Annotated in this window: 25 protein-coding genes; 17 read left to right on the plus strand and 8 right to left on the minus strand. The window is 59.6% G+C overall.

Annotated elements, in window-relative coordinates; genetic code table 11:
- Positions 1-210: hypothetical protein (locus tag WG78_RS23155; protein ID WP_236692054.1), on the plus strand; the 210-nt coding region annotated here is incomplete at its 5' end.
- Positions 207-401 (plus strand): hypothetical protein, encoded by a 195-nt coding sequence (locus tag WG78_RS14830; protein ID WP_053938630.1) that lies wholly within the window; start codon positions 207-209, stop codon positions 399-401. The genes WG78_RS23155 and WG78_RS14830, both read left to right, overlap by 4 nt.
- Positions 402-595: 194 nt before the next feature.
- Here the strand turns inward: WG78_RS14830 and WG78_RS14835 are convergent, their stop codons facing one another.
- The 3 genes from WG78_RS14835 to WG78_RS14845 all read right to left on the minus strand — a co-directional run bounded on the left by WG78_RS14835 (position 596) and on the right by WG78_RS14845 (position 4643).
- A complete protein-coding gene (locus tag WG78_RS14835) occupies positions 596-2770 on the minus strand; it encodes a TonB-dependent receptor (protein ID WP_053938631.1) in 2175 nt (724 codons plus the stop codon).
- A gap of 236 nt (positions 2771-3006) precedes the next feature.
- Positions 3007-3312 carry an STAS domain-containing protein gene (locus WG78_RS14840; protein ID WP_083459169.1) on the minus strand — a complete coding sequence of 102 codons (306 nt, stop codon included), beginning with the start codon at positions 3310-3312 and terminating at the stop codon, positions 3007-3009.
- A gap of 137 nt (positions 3313-3449) precedes the next feature.
- The gene (locus WG78_RS14845; protein WP_053938633.1) at positions 3450-4643 is read right to left on the minus strand and encodes a GAF domain-containing sensor histidine kinase; all 1194 of its coding nucleotides are present in this window, start codon (positions 4641-4643) and stop codon (positions 3450-3452) included.
- 314 nt (positions 4644-4957) lie between these two features.
- On the opposite strand from WG78_RS14845, the gene efeU reads away from it, so the two are divergent.
- The 3 genes from efeU to efeB all read left to right on the plus strand — a co-directional run bounded on the left by efeU (position 4958) and on the right by efeB (position 8526).
- A complete protein-coding gene (gene efeU, locus WG78_RS14850; protein ID WP_053938634.1) occupies positions 4958-5788 on the plus strand; it encodes an iron uptake transporter permease EfeU in 831 nt (276 codons plus the stop codon).
- A gap of 87 nt (positions 5789-5875) precedes the next feature.
- Positions 5876-7066: an iron uptake system protein EfeO gene (gene efeO / locus WG78_RS14855; RefSeq protein WP_083459172.1), complete on the plus strand. Its 1191-nt coding sequence runs from the start codon at positions 5876-5878 to the stop codon at positions 7064-7066.
- 143 nt (positions 7067-7209) lie between these two features.
- Positions 7210-8526: an iron uptake transporter deferrochelatase/peroxidase subunit gene (gene efeB / locus WG78_RS14860; RefSeq protein ID WP_053938635.1), complete on the plus strand. Its 1317-nt coding sequence runs from the start codon at positions 7210-7212 to the stop codon at positions 8524-8526.
- A 123-nt stretch (positions 8527-8649) separates the two neighbouring features.
- Here the strand turns inward: efeB and WG78_RS14865 are convergent, their stop codons facing one another.
- Together WG78_RS14865 and WG78_RS14870 are read right to left on the minus strand one after the other, a co-directional pair.
- Positions 8650-8955 carry a hypothetical protein gene (locus WG78_RS14865; protein ID WP_053938636.1) on the minus strand — a complete coding sequence of 102 codons (306 nt, stop codon included), beginning with the start codon at positions 8953-8955 and terminating at the stop codon, positions 8650-8652.
- Positions 8956-9215: 260 nt separating this feature from the next.
- On the minus strand, positions 9216-11783 hold the full coding sequence (locus WG78_RS14870) for a sensor domain-containing diguanylate cyclase (protein WP_053938637.1): 2568 nt from the start codon (positions 11781-11783) through the stop codon (positions 9216-9218).
- A gap of 507 nt (positions 11784-12290) precedes the next feature.
- On the opposite strand from WG78_RS14870, the gene WG78_RS14875 reads away from it, so the two are divergent.
- Both WG78_RS14875 and WG78_RS14880 read left to right on the plus strand, forming a co-directional pair.
- On the plus strand, positions 12291-13226 hold the full coding sequence (locus WG78_RS14875) for a DMT family transporter (RefSeq protein WP_152969225.1): 936 nt from the start codon (positions 12291-12293) through the stop codon (positions 13224-13226).
- A 281-nt stretch (positions 13227-13507) separates the two neighbouring features.
- Positions 13508-14017, plus strand: a complete 510-nt coding sequence (locus WG78_RS14880; protein WP_053938639.1) for an Lrp/AsnC ligand binding domain-containing protein — start codon at positions 13508-13510, stop codon at positions 14015-14017.
- 40 nt (positions 14018-14057) lie between these two features.
- Here the strand turns inward: WG78_RS14880 and WG78_RS14885 are convergent, their stop codons facing one another.
- A complete protein-coding gene (locus WG78_RS14885) occupies positions 14058-14354 on the minus strand; it encodes a hypothetical protein (protein ID WP_152969226.1) in 297 nt (98 codons plus the stop codon).
- On the opposite strand from WG78_RS14885, the gene WG78_RS14890 reads away from it, so the two are divergent.
- The 7 genes from WG78_RS14890 (at position 14354) to WG78_RS14920 (ending at position 20684) form a co-directional block, all read left to right on the plus strand.
- Positions 14354-15439, plus strand: a complete 1086-nt coding sequence (locus WG78_RS14890; protein WP_053938660.1) for a branched-chain amino acid ABC transporter substrate-binding protein — start codon at positions 14354-14356, stop codon at positions 15437-15439. The genes WG78_RS14885 and WG78_RS14890 overlap by 1 nt on opposite strands.
- A 78-nt stretch (positions 15440-15517) precedes the next feature.
- Positions 15518-16432 (plus strand): ABC transporter permease subunit, encoded by a 915-nt coding sequence (locus tag WG78_RS14895; RefSeq protein ID WP_053938641.1) that lies wholly within the window; start codon positions 15518-15520, stop codon positions 16430-16432.
- The gene (livM, locus tag WG78_RS14900; RefSeq protein WP_053938642.1) at positions 16432-17709 is read left to right on the plus strand and encodes a high-affinity branched-chain amino acid ABC transporter permease LivM; all 1278 of its coding nucleotides are present in this window, start codon (positions 16432-16434) and stop codon (positions 17707-17709) included. The genes WG78_RS14895 and livM overlap by 1 nt, the downstream gene beginning before the upstream one ends.
- A complete protein-coding gene (locus WG78_RS14905; protein ID WP_053938643.1) occupies positions 17706-18554 on the plus strand; it encodes an ABC transporter ATP-binding protein in 849 nt (282 codons plus the stop codon). Before livM ends, WG78_RS14905 begins: the two co-directional genes overlap by 4 nt.
- Entirely contained in the window at positions 18551-19279 is a 729-nt protein-coding gene (locus tag WG78_RS14910; protein ID WP_236692055.1) for an ABC transporter ATP-binding protein, read from the plus strand. Before WG78_RS14905 ends, WG78_RS14910 begins: the two co-directional genes overlap by 4 nt.
- A 62-nt stretch (positions 19280-19341) precedes the next feature.
- Positions 19342-20241: a DMT family transporter gene (locus WG78_RS14915; RefSeq protein ID WP_053938644.1), complete on the plus strand. Its 900-nt coding sequence runs from the start codon at positions 19342-19344 to the stop codon at positions 20239-20241.
- A gap of 191 nt (positions 20242-20432) precedes the next feature.
- Positions 20433-20684, plus strand: a complete 252-nt coding sequence (locus WG78_RS14920) for a hypothetical protein (RefSeq protein ID WP_152969227.1) — start codon at positions 20433-20435, stop codon at positions 20682-20684.
- Positions 20685-20790: 106 nt separating this feature from the next.
- On the opposite strand, the gene WG78_RS14925 is transcribed toward WG78_RS14920, so the two are convergent.
- The gene (locus WG78_RS14925) at positions 20791-21240 is read right to left on the minus strand and encodes a hypothetical protein (RefSeq protein WP_053938646.1); all 450 of its coding nucleotides are present in this window, start codon (positions 21238-21240) and stop codon (positions 20791-20793) included.
- A 373-nt stretch (positions 21241-21613) separates the two neighbouring features.
- Here WG78_RS14925 and WG78_RS14930 point away from each other — a divergent pair, with 373 nt between their 5' ends.
- From WG78_RS14930 to WG78_RS14940, 3 genes are all read left to right on the plus strand, one after another.
- Positions 21614-22753: an alpha/beta hydrolase fold domain-containing protein gene (locus WG78_RS14930; protein ID WP_201782456.1), complete on the plus strand. Its 1140-nt coding sequence runs from the start codon at positions 21614-21616 to the stop codon at positions 22751-22753.
- Positions 22731-24227, plus strand: coding sequence for a RecQ family ATP-dependent DNA helicase (locus WG78_RS14935; RefSeq protein WP_053938647.1), 1497 nt, complete (start codon positions 22731-22733; stop codon positions 24225-24227). Before WG78_RS14930 ends, WG78_RS14935 begins: the two co-directional genes overlap by 23 nt.
- Before the next feature lie 77 nt (positions 24228-24304).
- Positions 24305-24529: a hypothetical protein gene (locus WG78_RS14940; protein WP_053938648.1), complete on the plus strand. Its 225-nt coding sequence runs from the start codon at positions 24305-24307 to the stop codon at positions 24527-24529.
- Between the two features lie 46 nt (positions 24530-24575).
- Here the strand turns inward: WG78_RS14940 and WG78_RS14945 are convergent, their stop codons facing one another.
- Complete coding sequence (locus WG78_RS14945; protein WP_053938649.1) at positions 24576-24998, minus strand: PRC-barrel domain-containing protein; 423 nt, start codon at positions 24996-24998, stop codon at positions 24576-24578.
- Between the last annotated feature and the right edge of the window lie 196 nt (positions 24999-25194).

Below are 25194 nucleotides of genomic sequence, written 5' to 3' on the forward strand. Positions count from 1 at the left end.
CGCCGCAAGCATGGAGCATGGATAGAAAAGCTGCCAGGCCTCCGGCAGCCCTCTCAAAGCCGCGCCGCCAAAACGCCAGGCAAAACCCACCGCCGCCCCGACCGCCTAAGATACAAACAGTCCGGCTTTATCGCTGAACTGCCGCTATCACTGCTAACCACGCAGTCGCAGGATAATGCCGATCCCGGCGCGAAGGAGGGCGCACCATGAGTCGTAATCCAACTGACCCCGCTGTGCCGGATTGCACGCGCTGTGCGCACTACCACATCACCTACGATCCCAAGTTTCCCTACGGTTGCCGTGCGCTTAACTTCAAAAGCAAACGCAAGCCGCAGCTCGACGTCATCGAGGCCTCGCTGCAACCCTGCATGACGTTTATGCCCAAGCCACGGCGCACCTGATAAAGCCCGGATGGATCGCCGTCCCCAGCGTCTGCATCTTGCTGCAGCCACGTCATCCCTTCAGCAAGTACCGCATCGCTCAAGCATTCGCCAAAACGCCGCGCATAAAAAAAGGCCCACTTCTCAGTGGGCCTTAATCGCTCTGCTAAAAGCGGATCAAACGAACGACAGCAAGGAAATCACTCGATCAAAGATCAGAAATCCACCGTGGCGCTGACCGATACCGTACGCGGTGCGCCCACGGTCAGATAGCCGTAGCCAGGATAGCCGCCCACAGAGGCCCAGTAGTCGCGATTGAACACATTATCCAGACGCGCGCGCAGCGTGACCGGACGACCGCTCCATTCGGTGGCGTAGGCCATACCCAAGTCCAGACGCGTCCAGCTCGGCACTTCGATCGTGTTCAGGTCATTGGCGTACGCGGAGCCAGTGTAGATCACGCGCGCATTGGCCGACAGGCCTTCGATTTGTTTGATGTCCCAATCCACGCCCATATTGGCCTGCGAGGTCGGCACGCCAATAACGTGCTTGTCTTCAGTGGTGGTGGAACCGGTGTTCTTTTGACGTGCGTTCAGCCACGTCACACCGCCCAGCACGCGCAAACCGGGCATGGCAACGCCATATACGGTCAATTCCGCACCCTCATGACGATCTTCGCCCGACGAGCTGAAGTACGAATCGCTATTCAGAATCGAACGCGGCTTGGTGGTGCTAAACAGCGCCAGGCCTGCGCCCAGACGACCGCCGTCATACTTCACGCCCACTTCTTTTTGCTTCGACACAAACGGCGACAGCATTTCGCCGCGGTTGGTGGCGGTGCTCGGCGCGGTATCGCCCTGCGCCAGACCCTCGATGTAGTTGGCATACACCGACACTTGTTTGATCGGCTTGTACACGATGGCCACGGCCGGGCTAACGCGACTCTTGATATAAGCCGGATCAGCCGCTTGAGTGTTGTACGCGTAATTGGTGATATCAAAGTGTTGATAGCGCGCACCCGCCGTCACCAACACCTGGTCATCCAGCATCGACAGCGTATCGCCAGCCGCAGCGCTGGTCAGACGGATGATGCCGGTGGTGAGCGGGGTATCCAGCGTATTGCCCAGAAACGCCGTGCTCGAAATCGCGGGTTCGGCATAAGACGTCGGGTGATAAATGTTGGTATTCAGCGTGTTAAAGAAGTCCATCGCATAGGCGTTGTCTTTCTTAAGCTCGAAGAAGCTACCTGCCAGCACCCACTCGTGGCCGATCGAACCGGTCTTCAGCTTGCCGCGCAGGCCCAGTTCAGCGGTGTCGACACGGTCATCACGCGTGTTATCAAAGCGGTACACGCTCCCGTTGCCGTCGTTATCGTTGACGGTCATATTGGCCAGCGAATTGGCTTCGTGGCTGCGACGCATGCCGTAGGCTGCCCAACCGGTAATGTCTTTGCTGAAGTCGTACTCGCCGCGCAGGGTGCCGAAGGTATCGCGCTCGTTGGAATAGCTCCACGGCTGCGCAAAGTTTTTGCTGGCATCCGGCGCCGACGGCAGGGCGGTGACGCCCGCGCCCAGCGTCACGCTCGGACGGGTTTCTTTCAGACGGTTGCTTTGCTGGCCGATATCGGCAGAGATACGCGCGTTTTCGCCACGCCAGTCCAGGCCCACCGACATCACAGCAGTCGCCGCTTTTTCGTCATCGATGGCGGTGCCGCCATCGGTATAGCCGGCATTCACGCGCAGACCGATGCTTTTGTCCGGACCAAAGCGGCGCGCCACATCGGCTGACACCGTGCCGGATCCGCCGCTGGCCACGCCGACGGTGATTTCATTCAGATCAGTATTCGGGGCGCGCTTGGGCAGCAGGTTGATCGAGCCGCCAATGCCGCCGCCGTTCGGCGCCGCGCCGGTCAGAAAACCGGTTGCGCCTTGCAGGACTTCAACGCGCTCAAACAGTTCGGTTGCGATGTACTGGCGCGGCAGCAGGCTGTACAAGCCGTTGTAGGCGATATCGTCCGAGCTCAGGATAAAGCCGCGAATGAAATACGATTCCTGAAAGTTGCCAAAGCCACGCGCCACGCGCACACCGGGTGCGTTTTCCAGCACATCGCCCACGCCGTGCGCTTGCTGTTCCTTGATCAGCTCGTTGGTATAGGCCGTGATGGCAAACGGCGTATCCATATTGTTCTTGCTGCCGAGGATACCGGCGCGGCCCCCCTTGGCGACCTGGCCGCCGGCGTAGGCCGGTTGCAGACCGTCTTTGGACGCATCCGCGCTGGCGGTGACGACAACAGTTTCGAGTTGATCCGGCACGGCATTGTCGGCCGCGTTGGCAATAGGCAGTTGGCACGCAATGGCCACGGCCATCGCAATCGGAGTACGTTTATTCATTGTTTTGTTTATCCCGCAATCAAAATTTGCCCTCGTTGCTGACCTTTTGAGTCAGAAAAGAGGGCGTTTTTACGCTAAAACCGGCACAGCAAATGCAATTGCTAATAAGAATAATTCCTATTAGCTGTTTAGGGAAGATTGCTTACAAAATAATGGGATAGGGGTTTTCAGCAAGCAGGCAAACAAAAGGGCCACAAACGTGGCCCTATGACGCATCGCAGCAAGAAGATCAGGATTTACTGAATTTCGAAGATCCGACCAAAACAGGCGATGTCGAGTGTCGCTTTTACGCTATTGGAGCAATTCACCAGCGTCAGCGCCTTGTGCGCTGTGGACACTTTTTCTTTGATCAGTAACAGGATGCCGAGCCCGGTACTGTCTACATAATCCACGCCGCCAAAATCCAGCAGGATCTGGTCAATGTTCTGATTGGCGTTAACCGTATCGACGGCGGCGCGCAGATCGGCTTGCATGCTGAAGTCATAAGCGCCGGTCAACAGCACCCGGCCGGTAGAGCCTTCTACAAATGTTTGTACTGCCATGATGGTCCAATCTCCCGAGGTGCCCGCGTGGGCACAGATCCAGGCGCCAGAGACTGCCGCGCCCTGCAGCACCGTAACCGACCGCGCGCCCGGTTTGCACCGGCGTGCGTCCTACACGCTGTAAAGTTAGCGGGGGATCAGTTCAGCACACGTTGCGGCGTCAGCGGCAGCGTGAAAGTAAAGCAGGTCTGCTCGGCGTCCGAAGTCACCACCAGTTCGCCGCCATGCGACTGCGCAATTTCGCTGACGATGTACAGACCCAGGCCCAGCCCGGTGTTGGCATCGGCCGCCGCGCCGCGCCAGTACGGTTTGAACAGATTGGGCAGCGTTTGCGCCGGGATGGGACTGCCGCCATTGCTGACGCTGATACACAGACGTTCGCGCACCACGTTGGCGGCCACGCTCACCGGCACCGCAGGCGCGCCATGGGTCAGCGCGTTGTTCATCAGGTTGGACAATAACTGCGCAATGCGTGTGGGGTCGCAAAACACCTGGGCGTCGATATTGATCTCCACTTTGATGGCGCGACCTTCAAAGTTGCTCTGCGTTTCGGCCGCCACCTGGCGCAAGTCTGCACCCAGCGTATCGGTCCAGCGCCGCGTCAGCATGATGCCGCCGCCCATACGCCCGCGGGCAAAGTCGAGCACGTCGTCCACCAGAGTGGAGATGCGCGCGCCACTTTTACGGATGCGCAGCAGAATGCTGGCGGTGGATTCGTCCAGGGGCCGCTTCAGCAACACATCGGCCCCCATCAGGATCGACGCCAGCGGCGTGCGCAGATCGTGGCCCAGCACGGCAATAAACTGCTCGCGCAATTCTGCGGTTTGCTGTGCGGTCAGCAGGGCGGCCTGGCTGGCGCGTAATTCGTCCTCGGTCTGCAATTGCGAGGAAATCAATTGTGAGAACAGATTGAAGGTGTTCACTGTCGCGCTATTCGATACATCGGCGGGCAAAGGGTCCAGCGCGCACAGCGTGCCAAAATATTCGCCGTTGCGCCGGTACAGCGGAATCGAGATATAGCTCTCAAAACCGTACATGGCCGGGCAGGGGTGATCATGAAAATCCGGGTCTTCGCTCACATGGTCGATGATCACGCCCGCGTTGGTATCGCGCACCACGCTGCACAAGGTGGTGGCCACCTGCAACTCATCGCCCGGCGTAAGTCCAAACGAAATCGCGTCATGCACCGCACACACAGTCCAGCGATCTTGCGTTACGCGTGCCACGCAGGCAAAGCGCATGCCGGTGGTCTGCGCGATCACTTGCAGGATGGTGGGGACGGCTTCGATGGACTGGATGGCGGCAACGTCATCGGCGATGGGATCGTGCATGGGCAGTGCGATACCTTTTCTGCTGCGGCGCGCCGCGACGGTAAGTCGGAATTTGTCAGTTACAGGCTGACATCGCACTTTACCATCGTACCCCTCTGGCAGCACGCAGCGGTTTGATCCGTCAGCGTATTTTGCTCTTTTGCTGGCAGCGCAAACGCCTCAACAGAAAGTCCGACCGGCCGCGCACAGGCACGCATAGCACGCCAATGTTACAGAAAGTCGTATTTTCTACACTTCCAAATGCGAATCGTTTGCATTAAGCCGCTTACGGGACTACTATTCCGCGTCGACAATCAAAATCCCTGTTTATCAGAATGCTCGTACCTTTTTTGATCATGTTGCGTGAAGGCATGGAAGCCGCGCTTATCGTCGGCATCATCGCCAGTTATCTGAAGCAATCGGGCCGTGGCAGCTATATGCCCATGGTGTGGGCAGGGGTCGGCATCGCGCTGCTGCTGTGTCTGGGCCTCGGTTATGGCATCAATGCCGCCGAAGGCCAGTTTCCGCAAAAGCAGCAAGAATTGTTTGAAGGCATCGTCGCGCTGATCGCCGTCGTCATCCTCACCTCGATGGTGTTCTGGATGAAGCAGGCGGCGCGTTCCATCAAGGCGCATCTGCATGATTCGATCGACCACGCGCTCAACAATGGCAAGGGCCAAGCCTGGGCGTTGATTGGCATGGTGTTCTTTGCAGTAGCGCGAGAAGGCCTTGAATCGGTGTTCTTCTTGATGGCTGCCTTCCAGCAGGATGTGGGCATCGGCGCCCCGATTGGCGCGGTGCTGGGTCTGGTGGTGGCCACGGCATTGGGCTTTGCCATTTACCAGGGTGGTGTGCGGCTGGATCTGCGCAAGTTCTTCCGCTGGACCGGCATCTTTATCGTCTTTGTGGCTGCAGGCTTGCTGGCTGGTGCCGTCAAGGCTTTCCACGAAGCGGGCTTGTGGAACGGCCTGCAAGGCATCGCGTTCAACCTGCAACACACGCTGCCCTCGGATAGCCCGCTGGGCGTCATTCTCGGCGGCATGTTTGGTTATCAGGATGCGCCCACCGTGGGCGAACTGCTGGCGTGGGTGTTGTTCCTGATCCCGGCGCTGTATCTGTTTCTGGCCAGCAACAAGCCAGTGCGTACGCCGGCCGTGACGGCCTGAGCGACGCGTTTGACTGAATAAATACGCTGTGCAAATACCTGCTGTTTTTCAAAAACAAGAAAGCGATACCTGAGGAAATCACCCTAAATGAACGTCCGCTCCACACTGAAACCGTCGCTGGCGCTGGCCCTGCTGGCCGCGCTGACCGCTTGCGAAAAGCCGTCCGCACCCGCTGCTGATACCGCCGCATCCGCGCCTGCCGCTTCGATCGCCGCTGCGGCCCCTGCTGGCAAACCGGGCGAATACACCGTTGTGATCAAGGACGAGGGTTGCGAAACCAACGCACTGAGCGTTCCGGCCGGCAAGAGCACGTTCAAGATTGTTAACAAAAGTGCGCGCGCGGTGGAGTGGGAAATCCTCAAGGGCGTGATCGTGGTGGAAGAGCGTGAAAACATCGCGCCCGGCTTTACCCAAAGCCTGAGCGCCGATCTGCAAGCCGGTGATTACGACATCACTTGCGGCCTGCTCAGCAACCCCAAAGGCAAGTTGACCGTTACCGCCAATGGCGACCAACCCGCCGCCGCTGGCCCGTCGCTCGATGCGCTGAACCAACCGCTGACCGATTACAAAGCCTACGTGGCTGCCGAAGTCAGCGCGCTGGTTGATGCCACCGGCAAGTTCACCGCCGCCGTCAAGGCCGGCAAGCTGAAAGAAGCGCAGGCGCTGTACGGCCCGACCCGTCAGCACTACGAGCGCATCGAGCCGATCGCCGAACTGTTCAGCGATCTGGACAAGTCGATGGATGCACGTGCTGACGACTTCAAGGACAAAGAAAAAGATCCGACCTTTACCGGCTTTCACCGTATCGAATACGGCCTGTTTGCCGAGAAGTCGACCAAGGGCCTGAATGATCTGTCCGACAAGCTGCTGGCCGACACGCAAGAGCTGAAAAAACGCGTCGACACGCTGGCTTTCCCGCCGAAGAAACTGGTCGGCGGCGCGGCCGAGCTGATCGAAGAAGTGGCCAAGACCAAGATCAGCGGTGAAGAAGATCGCTACAGCCACACCGATCTGTTTGATTTCCAGGCCAACGTCGACGGCGCCAAGAAGGTGTATGACCTGCTGCGTCCGCTGGTGGACAAGGCCGACGCTAGCTTGTCGCCCAAGATCGATGCCAACTTCAAGGAAGTGGACGATCTGCTGGCCAAGTACAAAAAAGGTGACGGTTACGTGAGCTACGAGAAAGTGACCGAAGCCGACCGTAACGCGCTGAAGGGCCCGATCACGGCGCTGGCGGAAGACTTGTCCAAGCTGCGTGGCACGCTGGGCATGGACTAAGCCTTGGCGACTGGCGCGTAACTGGCAGGGCGTTGTTCCCGCCGCTACCCCCGACAAGCCCGGCGCCTTGCGCCGGGCGTTGTCGCATCTGGCAGTCTGCAAAAAGCGGTAATTTTTAACATTTGATAGAAAGAAGTCGCACCATGGATAAACGCCCAGAGTCTCTCGAACCGCAAGCGCAACCGGCCAGCCCTGCTAGCACGGCGGCGGATGCGCCCACCAATGCGTCGCGCCGCCGCCTGTTGCTGGGCCTCGGCGTCGGTGGGGGGGCAGCGGCTTTGGGCGCTTTGGTGGCGACCACCGTGGGCGCGAACGTGCAGCCGAAATGGCCCGACACCACGTCGGAGCGCCAGCCCTTTTTCGGCAACCATCAAGCGGGCATCGTTACGCCGCAACCGGCCGCAGCGCTGGTGGTGGCGTTTGATGTGCTGGCCAAAGACAAGGCCGCACTCGAACGCCTGTTCCGCCTGCTGACCGCGCGCGCCGATTTCCTCACCAAGGGAGGTCGCGCGCCGGAAGACGATCCGCGCATGCCACCGATGGACAGCGGCGTGTTGGGCCCGAATATCTATCCGGACAACCTGACCATGACGGTGTCGGTGGGCGCGTCAATCTTTGATCAGCGGTTTGGTCTGGCCGAGCACAAGCCCAAACATCTGGGCGAAATGCCGCAATTCCCCAATGATCAACTGGATGCCGATTTGTGCCACGGCGATTTGCTGCTGCAAATCTGTTCCAATACCGCCGAAACCAATATCCACGCCTTGCGCGATATCGTAAAACACACGCCCGATTTATTGTCGGTGCGCTGGAAAATGGATGGTTTTTTGCCGCCGCATACGCTGCGCAAAATGGGCACCGAAACAGTCCGCAATTTATTGGGCTTTAAAGATGGTTCGGCCAATATCGATGCGCAAAACGATCAGTTGATGAATCAGCTGGTGTGGGTCAGCGATCAATCGGCAGAGCCCTCCTGGACCGTCGGCGGCAGCTATCAGGTGGTGCGCGTGGTGCGCAATCTGGTCGAACAATGGGATCGCACGCCGTTGCGCGAGCAAGAAAACATTATTGGCCGCGACAAGGCCAATGGCGCGCCGTTGGGTCATAAAAACGAACACGATGTGCCGGACTTTGCCGATGATCCGCACGGCAAAAAAATTCCGATGGATGCGCATATCCGCCTTGCCAATCCGCGCACCGAAGCTACCAAGGAAAACCTGATTTTGCGCCGCGGCTATAACTATTCGCGCGGCATTACTAAATCGGGCCAGTTTGATATGGGCCTGTTATTTGTGGCGTATCAGGCGGATTTGATGAAAGGCTTTGTGACGGTGCAAACGCGGCTGAATGGCGAGCCGCTAGAGGAATATATCAAGCCGATTGGCGGCGGATATTTCTTTGCCTTGCCGGGCGTGAGCAAAGACGGTGATTTTCTCGGTCAGGGTTTATTGACCGCATAAAGTCCGCTCAACGGGTGCGGGGCAGGGCAACAAAAAAGGGCGCAGATCAATATCGCGCCCTTGTTGTTTAACGGCCGCGGCCGTGCCGCAATGGCCTTGCTTGCATTCAAGCAACAGGCGCTGTTAAACGCGCGCCAGCACAAGTTCCAGATCGCGGTCCAGCGCTTCCGCCGCGGCGATGGTGCGCGACAAGCCGACCCGGGCTGTGCCGTTGGTGGTAGCTGCCATCTGATGTTGATGCGTACGCGCCACATCCAGTGCCACGACGCGCATGGCCAATAACTGGTTCAGATTGTTGGCAATCAACAATTCAGCCAGTTCCAGTTCGTATTGCGTCGAACCCGGGTCGTACCACGCGCTGACGACCTCTGCCGCATCGCGTTTGAGTTTGCGCAGTACTTCATGAATATGATCAATTTCGCGGCTCATGCTTTTTTTCCCGTAATTGCAGTGGCGTGTCGATATTCGCCAGGCGGATAAACCGCTTTTCTGCACGACGATTGTGCGGCGCTTGGCTTACGGGCTCAACCAGGAGATTTACGGGGTTCTGGCCTGACTGACGCATCCGCCGCCACCGGGCGGACCCATGTCGCGTAGCTTCAAGCTTGCCTTGCGCGCCACGCGGCCGCTGTCAGCCACTTGCGCGATGCAACGTAGGGTGCGGGCATCGCTGCCGCCGTTAATTAGAATCAGTGATCAATCTCGGTGGCGGCGATCAGATCCATTTTCACCACATTGCGGCCGTGGGCTTTGGCGTGATACAGCGCCTGGTCGGCGCGGCGCAAGGCATCGTCAATGCGGCTCTCGTACGCCTGCCACGTCGCCACGCCGATGCTCACGGTCAGATTGAAGCGCGCATGCTCAAATTCAACCGTATTGGCGCAGATCGCCACGCGCACGCGCTCGGCGACATTCAGGGCCAGCGCGGCCGGGGTATCGGGCAACAGCACCACGATTTCTTCACCACCAAAGCGCGCCACGATATCGCCGGGCCGCACACAGCTGCGCAGCACATCAGCGGTAACGCGCAACGCCTCATCGCCGGCGGCGTGGCCGTAGGTATCGTTGATCGGCTTGAAGTGATCGATATCCACCATCAGCACCGCCAGCGACTGACTGGCATTGCGCGCGCGCTCAATATGCTCGGTGGCGGTCAGCATCAGATGGCGGCGGTTGTGCAGGCCAGTGAGCGCATCGAGGCTGGCATGGCGTTCCAGCTCGGCTTGCGCTTCCACCAGCTTGTGATGCGACACGCTCAACATGCGGTAGTTAAGCGCATTGCCCAATGCAATCGCGCTATAGGCGGCGATATTGCGAAACACCAGTCGTTCCAGCTCGCCGTAGGCATGCGGCCGCGCCGACTGGATCGAGATCACACCCAGCAAACGCGTACCCACCATCAGCGGGCCAAACAGACTGCTATACATATGGCGCGTGCCGGGGATATGGGTGGCGCTGACCTGACCAGGTTCGGTTTCCACCAGAATCTCGTGGCCTTCGCGCGCCGCGCGTGCGCTGTTGGCGGCGGGGTCATCCAGCGGCACATCGCGACCCATGGTGACGGCGTTGCCGCCTTCCAGCGTGTAGGTCGGCACCAGCACATCGTCTTGCAATAACCACACGCGCAGGCCTGCCACATCCAGCATGGCGCCGGCGTGGCGCGCCAGCGTGTCAAAAATATCCTGCGGGTCCAGCGTGGCGGTAATTTCCTGGCCGATGCGGCCCAGGCTTTCCAGTATGCCCAGTCGTTTGCGTTCGGTAGCCAGCAACTGGCGTTGATGTTCGGCCTCGATGCGCGCGGTTTCGGCTTCATGCCGGGCCGAGGTGGCGGCAATCTGCCGCGTGGCGCGGCGCGTGTTTTCTTCGTTCAGCGCGGCGATGCGCATGCGCTCGTAGCGCAACGATTCGGCAATAGAGCCCGCTTGCTCCCATGCCTCGGCATAGATCTTGAGCAAGTCATCTTCGGGCGACCATTGCGGCACATGGCATTGGGTTTGCCACAGCTCGTCCAGATAATGCAGCGCGGGCGTCGGCGCCTGCATCTCGGGTGGGCCGGGCAGGTCGGGGTTCTGCACCAGAATGCGCGCGATGGCCATGCGTGCCATCTGGTTGGTGATGTGGTCAAAGCCTTCGCTGTCTTGCGCCACCTGATGCGCCATCGCCAGCGCGCTGGCGCCTTGTCCTAGCGCCGACAAACAACATGCCAGCCCGACGCGGATGCGGCCCAGCAATTCGGGCTGATTGCCTTCCTCGGCCGCCAGCCTGGCTTCTTCGAATTCGGCGTGCGCTTCTTCAGGCAAATCCAGCCGTAACGTGACTTCGGCCAGAAAGGTCACCACCGCCACAAAGATGCGCGAGCGGTTCATGGGCAGCAGCCACTGCCGGGCTTCCAGCGCGGCGGTGCGCGCGGCGTCAAAGCGGCCCAGCGCGTTATACACATCGCCCAGACTATATAAACAGCCGCCCATGGCCTGCGGCCAGCCGCGCGGCCGCGCGTGGGTGAGGGCGCGTTCCACGCACAAGGCCTGGGTTTCAAAGTCGCCCAGATTACCCATGCCGCCACCGGCGTTGACGATGCACGAAATCATCATGCGCATCAGGCCGGCGTCTTGCAGATAGCGCTCGCCTTCTTCAAAGGCCATGTGCGCTTCAACGTAATCGCCCGACAGAAAATCAAATTGCGCGCGTGCGTAGCAAATCAGGCCGCACAGCGCGGGGTCTTCCGGGTATTGCGCCCACGCGTCCTGGCTGGCGTGGGCCAGCATGGGCGCGTTGCCGCTAAAACAATGGTCTACCGCTTGCCAGACATCGCAGGCCAGCACGCGATACGGTTCACGCGCGCGACGGTAATAACGTTGTGCCTCGGCCAGCGCGTGTTCGCGCCGTTCGATTTGAGATTGGTCATGCGCCAGCCGCGACCCCAACAGCCAGGTATCGCCCTGGCCTTCTTCATCTTCGGCCGCCACAAAGCCAGCGGTGGCGACGGTCAGTTGATACTCGGCTTCGGCAAAATCGGCGGTCAGCCAGGCCAGCTCCGCACGGATCAGCGCGGCGCGTGCATGCATACTGGATTGCGACGGGTCGTAGGCTTCGTGCAGCGTGTTTTCCAGCTGCGCCAACAGCCGCATCGCCAGTTGCGGCTCTTCCTGCCGGACGTGCCAGGCCAGCTCCAGCAGCGCCGCGGGGGCGGGCTCTTTAGCGGCGAGCGTCTCGGCGCGTAATGCCAGAACTTGTGCGCGGGGCGCGTACAGTTTCATGGCGGCTACACGCTCGGGCGCAAGGCAGTAACAACAAGACCGGACTTGATGGAATCGCTCCTGGCGTATCGATAGATAAAACGGCTTAAAGCACTGTAATCAGGCGTTAATTGCGCGCCCCAGCGCGGTTGGTGGGGCGACCAATACATGCACGACGCTCCGCAAAACACGGCTGGATGGCGGCTATTTTCACTCATTCTGAGAAACCAGCAACTACTGAATGCTGCAAACGCAAAAACGGCGTGCCGTATCGCTTTGTATCTGCCGACACGTCTGCCATCAATGCAGTGTTTATGCGCCATACAGCGTGGCTATCGTCGGCCCTCGCACGCCGTGTTGCGGTATGAACGGTGGCAAGTGTCGCGTGAACGGCACACCCGGCCGCACCGTTCGGTCAGCCGGGATGCGGTGCTGACATACGCCGTGCGGCCAGGGATGTCCCTGACATCTGTTGCTGGCCGATTGCTGGCACCATGCTCCACCCAACTAACAGGTGGTCAGCGCGGCATGTGGCAAGGCATAGGATTGGGCGCACTCACCGGCGCAGTCTGGGGCATGGTGTTTCTGGTGCCGCAATTGCTGCCGGGGTTTACGCCGTTTGAACAGATGGCGGGCCGCTATGTGCTGTATGGCGTGGTGTCGCTGGCGTTGGTGCTGCCCCGAGCGCGCAGTTATCTGCAGCGGCTGACGCGCGCCGATTACCAGGCGCTGCTGTGGCTGAGTCTGCTGGGCAATCTGGTTTACTACGTTTGCCTGGCGGCGGGCGTGCAGTTGATCGGCATTGCGCCCACCTCGCTGGTGGTGGGCATGTTGCCGGTGGTGGTGGCGGTCGTGGGCTCGCTGGGCCATGGCGAGATACCGCTGCGACGTTTGTGCTGGCCATTGCTGGCCATCGTGCTGGGCGTGCTGTGCACCGGGGCCGATGTACTCACCGGCGCGGGCGGCGCTCACACCACGCTGTGGCAAAAGATCATCGGTTTGCTGGCCGCTGCGGGCGCGCTGTTTAGCTGGAGCGCATATGCGTTGGGCAATGCGCGTTATCTGATGCGCCATCCGCGCTGGAGCAGCCATGACTGGTCGCTGCTGACGGGCGTCATCACCGGCGCATTGGCGGCGGTAGTGGCGCTGGTGCTGTGGTGCTGGCCCAGCGTGGCGCACACCGCGCCCCGAAACTGGGCGTGGTTTTTGTTATTGATGACGCTGGTGGCCATCTTTCCGTCCATCGTCGGCACCAGTTTATGGAATGCCGCCACGCGCCGTTTGCCCATCACCCTGGGCGGCCAACTGATCGTCTTCGAAACCGTATTCGCCTTGCTCTATGGCTTTATTTACGAGGCGCGCTGGCCGCATCCATTGGAAATCGTGGCGATGGTGCTGCTGATTGCGGGTGTGCTGGGGTCGTCACTGGTGCATGCGCGCCACACTTCCGTTACCGCGTCATGACCGCGGTTTTGCCGTTTTAATGCGCCTTTGCAACGCCCCAGGCCGCGCCGTGCCTTGCTGGCACTGTTCTTGCATACCCGTCAATGCGCTGTCTAATGACTTATTCTGGAAAACACTTACATCACAGAATATTGTCCTGGGTTAAGGTGATTTGACAGAAAGTGTGCATGGTTCAGCGCCGCATCGGCATCATGAGTCGATCAGCGATCGGTGAGGTTTGTAGTGAAGACAAGGCCGGTTTGACCACGTGGTCAGACCTTTTCTCACGGCAAGGCGTACGCATGAAACTGGATCAGATTGACCTGGCAATTCTGGAAGCGCTGCAGCAAAACGGCCGCATGACCAACGTGGCATTGGCCAGACATGTGGGCCTGAGCACCACGCCGTGCCTGGAGCGCGTGCGCTCGCTGGAGCAAGCCGGCGTGATCAAGCATTACAACGCCTTGTTGTCGGCCGACAAGGTGGGATTGGGTTTACTGGTTTTTATCGAAGTGTCGCTGGAGCGCACTTCAGAAAGTGTTTTCGAAGCATTTCGAGATGCGGTGCAAGGCATCCCTGAGATCCAGGAGTGCTTTATGGTGGCCGGCGGCTTTGACTACCTGTTAAAGATACGCGTACCGGATATGGCGTCTTATCGCTCATTCCTCGGCAAGGTACTTAGCAATATCCCCGGTATCCGGGTGACCCACAGTTATACCGTGATGGAAGAAGTGAAAGAATCGGCGTCTTTATCGCTCAGCCATTTGCAGAACAATGGCGCGCCCCACGGGGCTGATCGAATAGCCGAATAAATAAGTCGCGTGCATCGACACACTGCAATACAAGCTGCAGTTAAACAACGAACGTTTTAAATACAAATTGAAGACGTGGTTTATTAATAAATTCTGATAAACCCGGTTTATTGGCATTGCCCGCAAAGCGCCAATAAAAACTGAATGCCCTGATGATGGCTGCCGCCATGGTCAGGCGCCGTTGGCCGGTTTTGCTGGCCAGCGTACAGCGTGGCGGCCCCCGGCTTGCCTGCTGCACCGGAATCCACGCGGAATCCAGGTTCGTACTTGCTTTGAATATTTGCTCGTAATTAAACCGTGTAACAAAAAATGGAGATCGGCAAAGTGAAAACCGCAATGAAAAAACTGCTGCCCGTAGCAGCCAGCCTGGTAACCCTGATCAGCGCATCGGCCTTTGCCGATTATGAAGTTGCAATTGCAGGCCCGATGACGGGCGAATATGCCTCCGCCGGCGAGCAAATCCGCAAAGGCGCCGAAATGGCAATTGCCGATATCAATGCCAAAGGCGGCGTGCTGGGCCAGAAACTGAAACTGGAAATTGGCGATGACGCGTGCGATCCGAAACAAGCCGTTTCGGTGGCCAACGCGATGGTGAACAAGCACATCGTATTCATGCACGGCCACTGGTGTAGCAGCTCCACCATCCCGGCTTCGGAAATCTACAACGAAGCGCAAATCCCGATGGCCACCGTGTCCACCAACCCCAAGGTGACCGAACGCGGCCTGAAGAACATCTTCCGCATCATGGGTCGTGACGACCAGCAGGGCGAAATCGGCGGCAAATTTCTCGCCAGCAAATTCGCCAACAAGAAGATTGCCGTAGTGGATGACAAGAGCGCCTACGGCAAGGGCCTGGCCGATGAGATCGCCGAAGGCATGGGCAGCAAGAAGCCGGTGCTGCGCGAATCGATTACTGCGGGTGAAAAAGATTATTCCGGTCTGGTGTCCAAGCTGAAAGCCGCTGGCGTTGAAGTGATGGCCTACGGTGGCTATCACACCGAAGTGGCGCTGATCTTGCGCCAGGCGCAGCAAGCGGGCCTGAAGCTGCAAGTGCTGGGTGGCGATACGCTGTCCAACAACGAAATCGTGGGCGCTTCGGGCGGTAATGCCGATGCCGTGATGTTTACCTTTGCGCCGGATTCGCGCAAAAACCCGGAAGCCGCGGATGTGGTCAAGCGCTTCCGTGACGCCAAGGTAGAACCGGATGGCTACGTGCTGTATGCCTACGCGGCATTCCAGTTGTTCCAGCAAGCCGCCACGCAAGCCAAGACCGTCAAGTACACCGATCTGCAGAAAGCACTGGCCGGTGGCACCTTCAATACCGTGGTGGGCAAGCTGTCGTTTGACGCCAAGGGCGATCTGAAGTCGCCGGGCTTTGTGGTTTACCAATGGAAAGGCAACCAGTACGACGTGCTGAAGTAAGCGCATGAGCGGGGCAGGGCCATGGCGGCCCGCCCCGTTTTTTTATCGCGTGTTTAACGTCTGACTGGAGTGACCCGAATGGGCCAATTTATCCAACAGTTGATCAACGGACTGACGCTGGGCGCGGTCTATGGCTTGATCGCACTGGGATACACGATGGTGTACGGCATCATCGGCATGATCAATTTCGCCCACGGCGATGTTTATATGGTGAGCGCCATTATGGCGGTCACGTTTATTACGCTGTTGTCGGCGCTGGGCATCAGCTCGGTGCCGCTGATGCTGGTGTTGGTGCTGGTGATTGTGATTGCGCTGACTTCGGTGTATGGCTGGACCGTGGAACGCACCGCCTACCGGCCGCTGCGCAATTCCACCCGGCTGGCCCCGCTGATCTCGGCCATCGGCATGTCGATTTTCTTGCAGAACATGGTGCAGATTACGCAAGGCGCGCGCGTCAAGCCGGTGCCGACGCTGCTGCCGGGCTCGCTGGAGCTGTTTACCGCCAACGGCTTTACCGTGCACCTGGCGTACACGCAAATCCTGATCGTACTGGTGACGGTGGCCTTGCTGATTGGCTTTACCGCGCTGATTACGCGCACGTCGTTTGGCCGCCAGCAACGCGCTTGCGAGCAAGACCGCACGATGACGGCGCTGCTGGGCATCAATGTTGATCGCACCATTTCGCTGACCTTTATGCTGGGCGCGGCGCTGGCTGCGGTGGCCGGCGTGATGGTGACTGTGTATTACGGCGTGGTCGATTTCTCGATTGGCTTTGTGGCGGGCATCAAGGCGTTTACCGCAGCGGTGCTCGGTGGCATCGGCTCGCTGCCGGGCGCGATGCTGGGCGGCTTGATCATCGGCATGATCGAATCGTTCTGGAGCGCGTATCTGTCGCCGGAATATAAAGATGTCGCCACCTTTGTCATTCTGATTCTGGTGCTGATGTTCCGCCCCAGCGGCCTGCTCGGCCGTCCTGAAGTGGAGAAAGTCTGATGGGTCTTTTGATTACTCAACCCAAAGGCGCGGCACAGCGGCTGAAGGATGGCGTCGGCGCGGCCTTGATCGCGCTGGTGCTGGGCGTGCCGATGCTGGGCCTGGCCACTGCCGATGTCGGCGGCGCGCTGGCGGTGATTACGCGCTGGCCGTTGCTGGCTGGTTTTGTGGGCGTGGTGTTTGTGGGGCGGCTGTTTTTTCAGTGGCTGATCGATATTTTCAGTTTGCGCAAAAAGCGGCGCGAACAAGCCAGACCCGCCGTGGCCAAATCGCGGCCGTGGCTCACCTGGATTGGTTTTGCCGCGCTCGGTCTGGCGGTGATGTTGCCGATTGCGTTCTCGGGCAACCGTTACGTCATCGACACCGCCACCACGGTGCTGATCTACGTGATGTTGGGCTGGGGTTTGAATGTGGTGGTCGGTCTGGCGGGTTTGCTGGATCTGGGCTACGTGGCGTTCTATGCGGTCGGAGCTTATAGCTATGGCTTGCTGTCGACCCACTTTGGCTGGGGTTTCTGGCAGACGCTGCCGGTGGCGGGCTTGCTGGCCGCCAGCTTTGGTCTGTTGCTGGGCTGGCCCACGCTGCGTTTGCGCGGTGACTATCTGGCCATCGTGACGCTGGGCTTTGGTGAAATCATCCGGCTGATCCTGCTTAACTGGACCGAGTTTTCCGGTGGCCCCAATGGCGTTAATTCGATTCCGCGCCCCACCTTCTTTGGCTTGCCGTTCAAACCAGATAGTGATGATGGCGCCACCTTTGCCAGCTTTTTCCATCTGGAATACTCGCCGGACCACCGGGTGACCTTCTTGTATTACCTGATCCTGGCACTGGCGCTGCTGACCAACCTGTTTGTTTCGCGTTTGCGCAAGCTGCCGGTGGGTCTGGCGTGGGAAGCGGTGCGCGAGGACGAACTGGCGTGTAAGGCGATGGGGATTAACGTCACCAATATCAAGCTGTCGGCGTTTGCCATTGGCGCGATGCTGGGCGGCTTTGCCGGGGTGTTCTTTGCCGCACGCCAGGGCTTTATTTCGCCCGAGAGCTTTGTGTTCTCCGAGTCGGCCACCATCCTCGCCATCGTGGTGCTGGGCGGCATGGGCAGCCAGTTGGGTGTGGTGATCGCCGCCTTGCTGCTGGTGGTGTTGCCGGAGCTGGGCCGTGATTTCTCGGAATACCGCATGTTTTTGTTCGGCGCCGCCATGATTCTGATTATGGTGTGGCGTCCAGGCGGCATTATCGCCAAACGTGAACCGACCTTACGCCTGGGAGCTGCCGCATGAGCGCGTTGAATCCGCACGACCCGGCCAGCCCCTTGCTGCTGGAAGTCGAAAACCTGACCATGCGCTTTGGCGGCCTGACCGCGCTCGATAATCTGTCGCTGCAGGTGCCTGCAGGCAAAGTCACTTCGATCATCGGCCCCAACGGCGCGGGCAAGACCACGTTTTTTAACTGCCTGACCGGCTTTTACAAACCCACCGAAGGCAGCGTGCGCATGCATCATCCGCAGCGCGGCCCGATGTTGCTGAACCAGATGCCGTCGTATCACGTAGCGCGCAAAGCGGGTGTGGTGCGTACCTTCCAGAACATCCGGCTGTTTCCCAACATGACCGTGCTGGAAAACCTGATGGTGGCGCAGCACAACGCCTTGCAGCACGCGTCGCGCTTCTCGCTGGCTGGTTTGCTGGGGCTGAAGGATTACCGCCAGGCGCGTGAAGCCGCACTGGAAAAAGCGCGTACCTGGTTAACGCGGCTTAATCTGCTGGACCGCGCCGATACCGTCACCGGCAATCTGTCTTATGGCACGCAACGGCGTATCGAAATTGCACGCGCCTTGTGTGTGGACCCGCTGTTGTTGTGTCTGGATGAACCGGCCGCGGGCCTTAATCCGCGCGAATCGGCTGAGCTGAACGAGCTGCTGCTGTATCTATCGCGTGAACACGGCAAAGGCATCTTGCTGATCGAACACGATATGAGCGTGGTGATGCGCGTGTCCGATCATATTTGCGTGCTTAACTTTGGCCACAAGATCGCCGAAGGTTCGCCGCAGCATATCCAGCAAGACCCGCACGTCATCAAAGCGTATCTGGGCGAAGAAGACAAAGACACCGAGGAGGCTGCCGCATGAGCATGCTTACTTTTGCCGGCGTGCATGCGCATTACGGCGCCATCCATGCCTTGCGCGGCGTGGATATCCACGTGGAAGAGGGCGAGATCGTCACGTTGATCGGCGCTAACGGCGCCGGTAAATCCACGCTGATGATGACGCTGTTTGGCCAGCCGCGCGCGTCGCAAGGCAGCATCAGCTATCAGGGGCGCGATATCACCCGGATGGCCACGCATGATATTTCGCGTCAGGGCATTGCGCTGGTGCCGGAAGGGCGGCGCATTTTTCCGCGGATGACGGTGCTGGAAAACCTGCAGATGGGCGCGACCTTTGCCAAGCCGGAACACTTTGATGGCGATATCAAACGCGTGTTCGAGCTGTTTCCGGTGCTGGAAGCGCGGCAGGCACAACGCGCGGGCACGCTGTCGGGCGGCGAGCAGCAAATGCTGGCCATCGGCCGCGCACTGATGGGCAGGCCGACCTTGTTGCTGCTGGACGAACCGTCGCTGGGCCTGGCCCCGCTGTATATCAAGCTGATCTTTCGCACCATCGAGGCGCTGAACAAAGAAGGCATGACCATCTTGCTGGTGGAGCAGAACGCGCACCATGCGCTGAAAGTTGCGCATCGCGGATACGTGCTGCAGCATGGCGGCATTGTGCTGACGGGCACCGGCAAAGAACTATTGGCTAGCCCGGAAGTGCGCGCCGCTTACCTCGAAGGCGGTGCTGAAATCAGCCACGCTTGATGGCTGTCTATTCGACGGGGGCTGCGGCCCCCGTTTCTGTTTACTCTGCGCAAGATGTGATCATGAAATTCAATCGATATGTGCTGTTTTTATTGGCCTCGATGGCGTTGGTCGGGACGAATGTCGGGCTGGGCAAATCGATTGTGGTGGCAGTGCCGGTGATGCTGTTTGCGCTGCTGCGCTTTGTGATTGGCGTCGGCGTGCTGTTGCCGGTGTACAAGCCGGCGCGTATGCGGGCGGTGCGCCGCAGCGAATGGCTGGCGCTGTTTTTGCAGGCGCTGTTTGGCACGTTTCTGTTTACGCTGTTTATGCTGTACGGCGTATCGCATACCAGTGCACTGGCCGCCGGTGTCATCACCAGCACCATCCCCGCGGTGGTGATTTTGTTGTCGTGGCCGCTGCTGAAAGAACGGCCCGGCCCGCGGGCGATTCTGGCGGTGGCGCTGGCGATGGCGGGCATGCTGATCATCAATACCACGCGCGCATCGGGTGGGGCCGAGACCTCGCTGCTGGGCAATGCGCTGGTGGCGGCGGCAGTGTGTTGCGAATCCATTTATGTGATTTTGAGCCGCCGTCTGACGCAAACTTTGCCCGCGATCGAAATCTGCGCCTATACCCATCTGATCGGCCTGGGCCTGATGTTGCCACTGGGCTTGTATGCCTTGTGGCACTTTGACCTGGCCGGCGTGGCTGCCGCCACTTGGTTGCAAGTGGGTTGGTATGGGCTGGCGGCCAGTGTGTTGTCGTTCTGGTTGTGGATGAAGGGCATCCGCCATGTGCCCGCGCAAACCGCAGGCGTGTTTACCGCCGCGTTGCCGGTGGCTGCGGTGGCGTATGCGGTGGTATTTCTGCAAGAAAAACTGCTGCCGGTGCATGGCATTGCGTTGCTGTGCGTGATGGCGGCGATTGTGATCGCATCGCGTGCGCAACCGGCTAAGGCGGCGGCTGAGGCGAGCGCGTAGGGCGTTGATTCGATCGTCCGGGGCGAAATCCGAGGGAACCCTCGGCATTTACCGAGGTCTGTGGTGTTGCTTGTCACAGCCAGCAAAATCGGTGCTTGAGCCCGATGGTGCTGACTTCTATGCTGTGTCCGGCTTTCAGGACGCCACTCACCTTCGCTGCGGAAATACCGATAACAATGCAAACGCCCGACATGAACCCCACCCCCGCCTCCAGCGAAGAATTCGATTATCTGCTGAGCCATTATGATGCCGGCGCCAGATTGCTGGCCGAGGCCAACGGCATGCTCGACAGCATCCAGGCCGCGCTGGCGCTGGCGGAAGCGCAACAACAACCGGTGGATATGGCGCTGCTCAGCGCATGCAGCGGCTTGCATCATGTGCTAAGCCAGGTGCGCAGCCACTACCAGGGATTGTTTGAGCTGGCGAAAAAAGACGGGGAGTGAGTGTGCGCGGAAAGTAACGCATCCAACCCAACTGCGGTGGATCCTGATGGGCCACTTTTGGGGGGCTAGACGGGATCGCCGCCCCAACCTATGACAGCGTTCTTGATTAGATACCGAACACGGTGAGCGGGGCCGTGGAAGTCACCAGCGGGCTATCCTTCAGCGCGGCCTGGATCGTCACCGGCAGAGCGCCCGTCACATGCGCGGGCGCACGGTACACGCCGCTGGCCGAAATCACGCCCACTTCCGCATTGCCCCCCTGAATGCCATTGACCATCCAGATCACCTGATCGGTGGGACGGCTGCCGTTTTGCGCCTGAAACCAGAGGGAGCCGCCTGCATCCACACGGCTGGAAGCCGCATACACGCTAAGCAAAGACGCTGCGCCCGCAATCACCGGGGCAGCGGAAGAAGAGAGATTGGCATCTCCGCGCATGGCCGAGCACGCCGCCACCGCGCAACAACATAACAGCACCACCACCCGCCATTTGTGGCTGGATGTGGACGCCACCCGATCGATACGGCCGATGGGTGCCTGGGTGCTGGGGGCGGACATGGAGCTTTTCCTTCGCTTACGCGCTGAGATCAGGGCGCAGACCGCGCCCTTGTTAAATTCAGCTGCATATTATGATTATCTGATGGGAGTTGGAAAGGCCTGTTTAGGCCTTCGGGCGATAAAAGGTGAGATTTACCATACAAAATGCCTTAATGATCTTGTAAGCAAGTTACTGAACACCGAAAACGCCCCACACACACTGTCAGCCTGCGGTTGCAAGACGCGCTGTATGCCTACAACGCGATCAGTTTTGCCCCGTTAGTAAGCCCGCCCGTCAGCCATCACAATCAATGCTCGAACCGAATTCCGATTCACCCGCTAGCCAGACGCCGCGCATGCGATGTGCTGACGGCCGTATGCAAGGAGAGCAATCATGAACCAGCAAGAATTCCAGGGTCGCCTTGAGCAGGCGCGCGGCAAGGTCAAGGAATGGACCGGCGCGATTACGGGTAATGAAGAACGCGAGCTGGCGGGCAAACTTGAAGCCGACGCGGGCCGCACCACCGCCCTCAACCAGGCGGCGATTGGTGTGCCTGATGCGCAGATGCAAGCGGTGCTGGATCAGCTGGTGAAGCTGGGCGCCAAGCCGGTCGAAACGCTGAGCGTGGCCGCAGCCCGCAGCAACCCGACGCCCGCCGATGCGGTGGTGGCGCTGTTGCAAGCGCGCGGCCAGCAAGCCTTGCCACAACCGGTGGCCAAAATTGAAAACCGCACGATCGATGGCGCGACCGGCCCGTTGCAGGCGCGCATCTACTGGCCGCAAAACGCCGCTGCAGCCGAACTGCAACCGGTGATCGTGTATTTCCATGGCGGCGGTTGGGTGATTGCCGATCTGGACGTGTATGACGCCACGCCACGCGCGCTGGCCAATGGCGCCCAGGCGATTGTGATCTCGGTGCATTATCGTCAGGCGCCGGAACATCGCTTTCCGGCGGCGCACGATGATGCCTATGCCGCATGGCAATGGGCGCTGCACAACGCCGCCACGCTCAATGGCGATCCCGCCCGCATTGCCATCGCGGGCGAAAGCGCCGGCGGCAATCTGGCCGCGTCGGTCACCATCCGCGCGCGTGACAACAATCTGCAAGTGCCGGTGCATCAGCTGCTGGTGTACCCGGTGACCGATTACTCATTCGATACGCCGTCGCAACACGAAAACAAAGGCGCCAAGCCGCTGGATACGGCAATGCTGCCGTGGTTCTACGATAAGTATCTGGCGCGGCCGGAAGATGGCAGCAGCCCGTTGTTCTCGGTTTTACGTGCCACCGATCTGCGCGGCTTGTCGCCTGCCACCATCATCACGGCCGAGATCGACCCGCTGCGCTCGGATGGCGAAGCCTATGCACAACGGCTAACGACCGCCGGCGTGCCGGTGCGTTATCACGAATTCAAAGGCGTAACGCACGAATTCTTTGGCATGGGTGCGGTGCTGGATAAAGCCAACGACGCAGTCGAACTTGCAAGCAGTGAACTCAGACAGGCATTCCAACATGGCCAAGCGCCGCTCGTTTAGTCAGTTAGCCGGTAAAACCCTCAGCAGCTCGGTCGCAAAAACGCTGCGCGAAACCTTTGGTTTTGCCGCGTTGCGACCGGGGCAGGATGAGGTCATCCGTTCCATCGCGGCCGGGCAGGATACGCTGGCCATTATGGCCACCGGCGCGGGCAAATCGCTGTGTTATCAACTGCCTGCGCTGGCTTTGCCTGGTACCACGCTGATCGTGTCGCCGTTGATTGCGCTGATGAAAGACCAGCAGGAAAAACTGGTTGAATTGGGCCTGCAAGCGGCGCTGTTTAACAGCACGCTGAGCGCCAGCGAAGAAGCCGAGGCCTTGCAGCGCTTGCTGGCGGGCGAACTCGAATTTGTGTTTGTGACGCCCGAACGGCTGGCGCGCAGCGAGTTTATCGATGCGCTCAAAACCATCCGCATCGACTTTATCGTGATCGACGAGGCACATTGCATTTCGCAATGGGGCCATGATTTCCGCCCGGCGTTTTTGCATATTGGCCAGGCCGTGGGCGATCTCGGTCGGCCGCCGATTCTGGCGCTGACGGCCACTGCCACCGACGAAATCATCGCCGATATCAAACTGCAGCTGGACCGCCCCGACATGCGTGTGCTGAACACCAGCATCTATCGGCCCAACCTGGCCTTGCGCGTGGAGCACGTCACCCAGCCCGCAGAAAAACAGCAGATTTTGCTGGAGCAGTTGGCTGAGGGCGACACCAGCATCGTGTACGCCGCGACCATCAAAACCGCCGAGGCCATCCACCAGTTTTTGCTGGCCAATGGCGTGGAGGCCTTGCTGTACCACGGCCGTTTGCCGTCTAAACAGCGCCACGAAAACCAGGACCGCTTTATGGCGGGCGAGGTCAAGGTCATCGTCGCCACCAGCGCCTTTGGCATGGGCATCGATAAGGCCGACATCCGCCAGATTATCCATTTTGAATTTCCGGCCACGGTGGAAGCGTATTACCAGGAAGCCGGCCGCGGCGGGCGTGATGGCGAACTGGCGGAATGCCTGTTGCTGTACGACCTTGCGGACCAGCGCACACAGAAATACTTTCTGGGCGGGCGCTACCCCACGCGGCGTGATATCGGCAAGGTGTATCGCACGCTGGAAGACATGGGCGGCAGCCAGCGCGAAGCGGTCAGCACCAAGGCTTTGCGCCAGGCGCTCAAGCCGATGCCGCGCGGCAAGCAGGATGTGATTCTGGCGGTACTGCGGCGTGACCGACTGGTGGAACTGGCGGATGAACACTGGCGCGTCAGCGTGCAGGGCAACACTGGCGAGCATCTCGATACGCTGGCCGCGCGCTTTGAAGCGGTGGCGCTGGCGGATCAGGACAAGCTGGACCAGATGATGCATTACGCGCAAAACGCGCAATGTCGCTGGTGTTTTCTGCTGGAGTATTTTGGTGAAGCCGCGCCGTTTGAGCGCTGCGGCCATTGTGACAACTGCCTGGAACCGGTCGAGCTGGTCGCCTGATGCAAACCGTGCGAACGGTTTGCGGCGCAGGCGGTCGGAGTTAAAATTGCCGCCGTCTAGCCGGAGCCGCGCCGTATATGTTTGCCAATCTCATCAAGCTTGCAGGCTATCTGCAAAGCGTCAAACCGCAATCGTCCCTGACCGTCACCGCCGAACAGGCGCAACTGTCGCCCGAGCAATTTGATGCGCTGGTGCGCCAGTGGGCGCACAAACTACCGGCGGATTTTGAATTGATTGATCAGCGCTACGCCAAGGTGGGCGAAGATCAATTTGTCGACGCGATCACCATCTACCGCAAATAAACGCATAGGGTGGGTCGAGACCCACCCTATGGGTTATCGCATGCCGTTATTGCCAATACGGATCGATACCGTAGTAGTCATGGATGCCCACAGCCCACTGGTCATCCGCAAACACGGGCCAATGATCCTTATCAAAGCCCGGCGCGCTTTCCAGCCGCGCGCGATCCACGCCACCCAGAATAAACCGCTCATTCACCGGGTCCGATTGCAGCGACGACCACGGCAGCGCAAACAATTTATCGCCCAGGCCCATAAAGCCGCCAAACGACAGTACGGCATAGGCGATGCGGCCGCGGTCGATATCCAGTACCACCTGGTCGATCTTGCCCAGTTCTTCGCCCAGATCGTTAACCACTTTCGCGCCTTCCAGCGTGCGTGACGCAATCACGCGGCGGCGGCTGGTGTCATAAGCGGCGCCCGCTGTCGCGCCCTGGTTAACCGGCAGATTGATGGGATTGGGACTGTTCATCATGATGCTCCTCGCTGTTGCTTCGCACGAATTGTGGAATGGTCCCAGCTTAGCCCCGGCCTCCTGCGCAGCCTGTCGGACGGGCCCGCGTTACCGCTGCCAGCGCGCCGCGTTGCCGCTAAAGAAAACGCCTACACGCCTGCCGCTCGACCGCGAAAACGCAACGTTCCAGCCATGTCAGACATCACGCCAGGCG

It is taken from the genome of Amantichitinum ursilacus (assembly GCF_001294205.1).
GTDB lineage: Bacteria > Pseudomonadota > Gammaproteobacteria > Burkholderiales > Chitinibacteraceae > Amantichitinum > Amantichitinum ursilacus.

Bases quoted from the DNA above. Each gene is read 5' to 3' on its own strand.
- WG78_RS14870 (WP_053938637.1), bottom strand. From the start codon at position 11,783: ATGAAACTGTACGCGCCCCGCGCACAAGTTCTGGCATTACGCGCCGAG.
- WG78_RS14930 (WP_201782456.1), top strand. From the start codon at position 21,614: ATGAACCAGCAAGAATTCCAGGGTCGCCTTGAGCAGGCGCGCGGCAAG.
- WG78_RS14880 (WP_053938639.1), top strand. From the start codon at position 13,508: ATGAAACTGGATCAGATTGACCTGGCAATTCTGGAAGCGCTGCAGCAA.
- efeB (WP_053938635.1), top strand. From the start codon at position 7,210: ATGGATAAACGCCCAGAGTCTCTCGAACCGCAAGCGCAACCGGCCAGC.
- WG78_RS14895 (WP_053938641.1), top strand. From the start codon at position 15,518: ATGGGCCAATTTATCCAACAGTTGATCAACGGACTGACGCTGGGCGCG.
- WG78_RS14920 (WP_152969227.1), top strand. From the start codon at position 20,433: ATGAACCCCACCCCCGCCTCCAGCGAAGAATTCGATTATCTGCTGAGC.
- WG78_RS14910 (WP_236692055.1), top strand. From the start codon at position 18,551: ATGAGCATGCTTACTTTTGCCGGCGTGCATGCGCATTACGGCGCCATC.
- WG78_RS14940 (WP_053938648.1), top strand. From the start codon at position 24,305: ATGTTTGCCAATCTCATCAAGCTTGCAGGCTATCTGCAAAGCGTCAAA.
- WG78_RS14830 (WP_053938630.1), top strand. From the start codon at position 207: ATGAGTCGTAATCCAACTGACCCCGCTGTGCCGGATTGCACGCGCTGT.
- WG78_RS14845 (WP_053938633.1), bottom strand. From the start codon at position 4,643: ATGCACGATCCCATCGCCGATGACGTTGCCGCCATCCAGTCCATCGAA.
- WG78_RS14945 (WP_053938649.1), bottom strand. From the start codon at position 24,998: ATGAACAGTCCCAATCCCATCAATCTGCCGGTTAACCAGGGCGCGACA.
- livM (WP_053938642.1), top strand. From the start codon at position 16,432: ATGGGTCTTTTGATTACTCAACCCAAAGGCGCGGCACAGCGGCTGAAG.
- WG78_RS14925 (WP_053938646.1), bottom strand. From the start codon at position 21,240: ATGTCCGCCCCCAGCACCCAGGCACCCATCGGCCGTATCGATCGGGTG.
- WG78_RS14915 (WP_053938644.1), top strand. From the start codon at position 19,342: ATGAAATTCAATCGATATGTGCTGTTTTTATTGGCCTCGATGGCGTTG.
- WG78_RS14905 (WP_053938643.1), top strand. From the start codon at position 17,706: ATGAGCGCGTTGAATCCGCACGACCCGGCCAGCCCCTTGCTGCTGGAA.
- WG78_RS14875 (WP_152969225.1), top strand. From the start codon at position 12,291: ATGTGGCAAGGCATAGGATTGGGCGCACTCACCGGCGCAGTCTGGGGC.
- WG78_RS14840 (WP_083459169.1), bottom strand. From the start codon at position 3,312: ATGGCAGTACAAACATTTGTAGAAGGCTCTACCGGCCGGGTGCTGTTG.
- efeO (WP_083459172.1), top strand. From the start codon at position 5,876: ATGAACGTCCGCTCCACACTGAAACCGTCGCTGGCGCTGGCCCTGCTG.
- WG78_RS14865 (WP_053938636.1), bottom strand. From the start codon at position 8,955: ATGAGCCGCGAAATTGATCATATTCATGAAGTACTGCGCAAACTCAAA.
- efeU (WP_053938634.1), top strand. From the start codon at position 4,958: ATGCTCGTACCTTTTTTGATCATGTTGCGTGAAGGCATGGAAGCCGCG.
- WG78_RS14835 (WP_053938631.1), bottom strand. From the start codon at position 2,770: ATGAATAAACGTACTCCGATTGCGATGGCCGTGGCCATTGCGTGCCAA.
- WG78_RS14935 (WP_053938647.1), top strand. From the start codon at position 22,731: ATGGCCAAGCGCCGCTCGTTTAGTCAGTTAGCCGGTAAAACCCTCAGC.
- WG78_RS14890 (WP_053938660.1), top strand. From the start codon at position 14,354: ATGAAAAAACTGCTGCCCGTAGCAGCCAGCCTGGTAACCCTGATCAGC.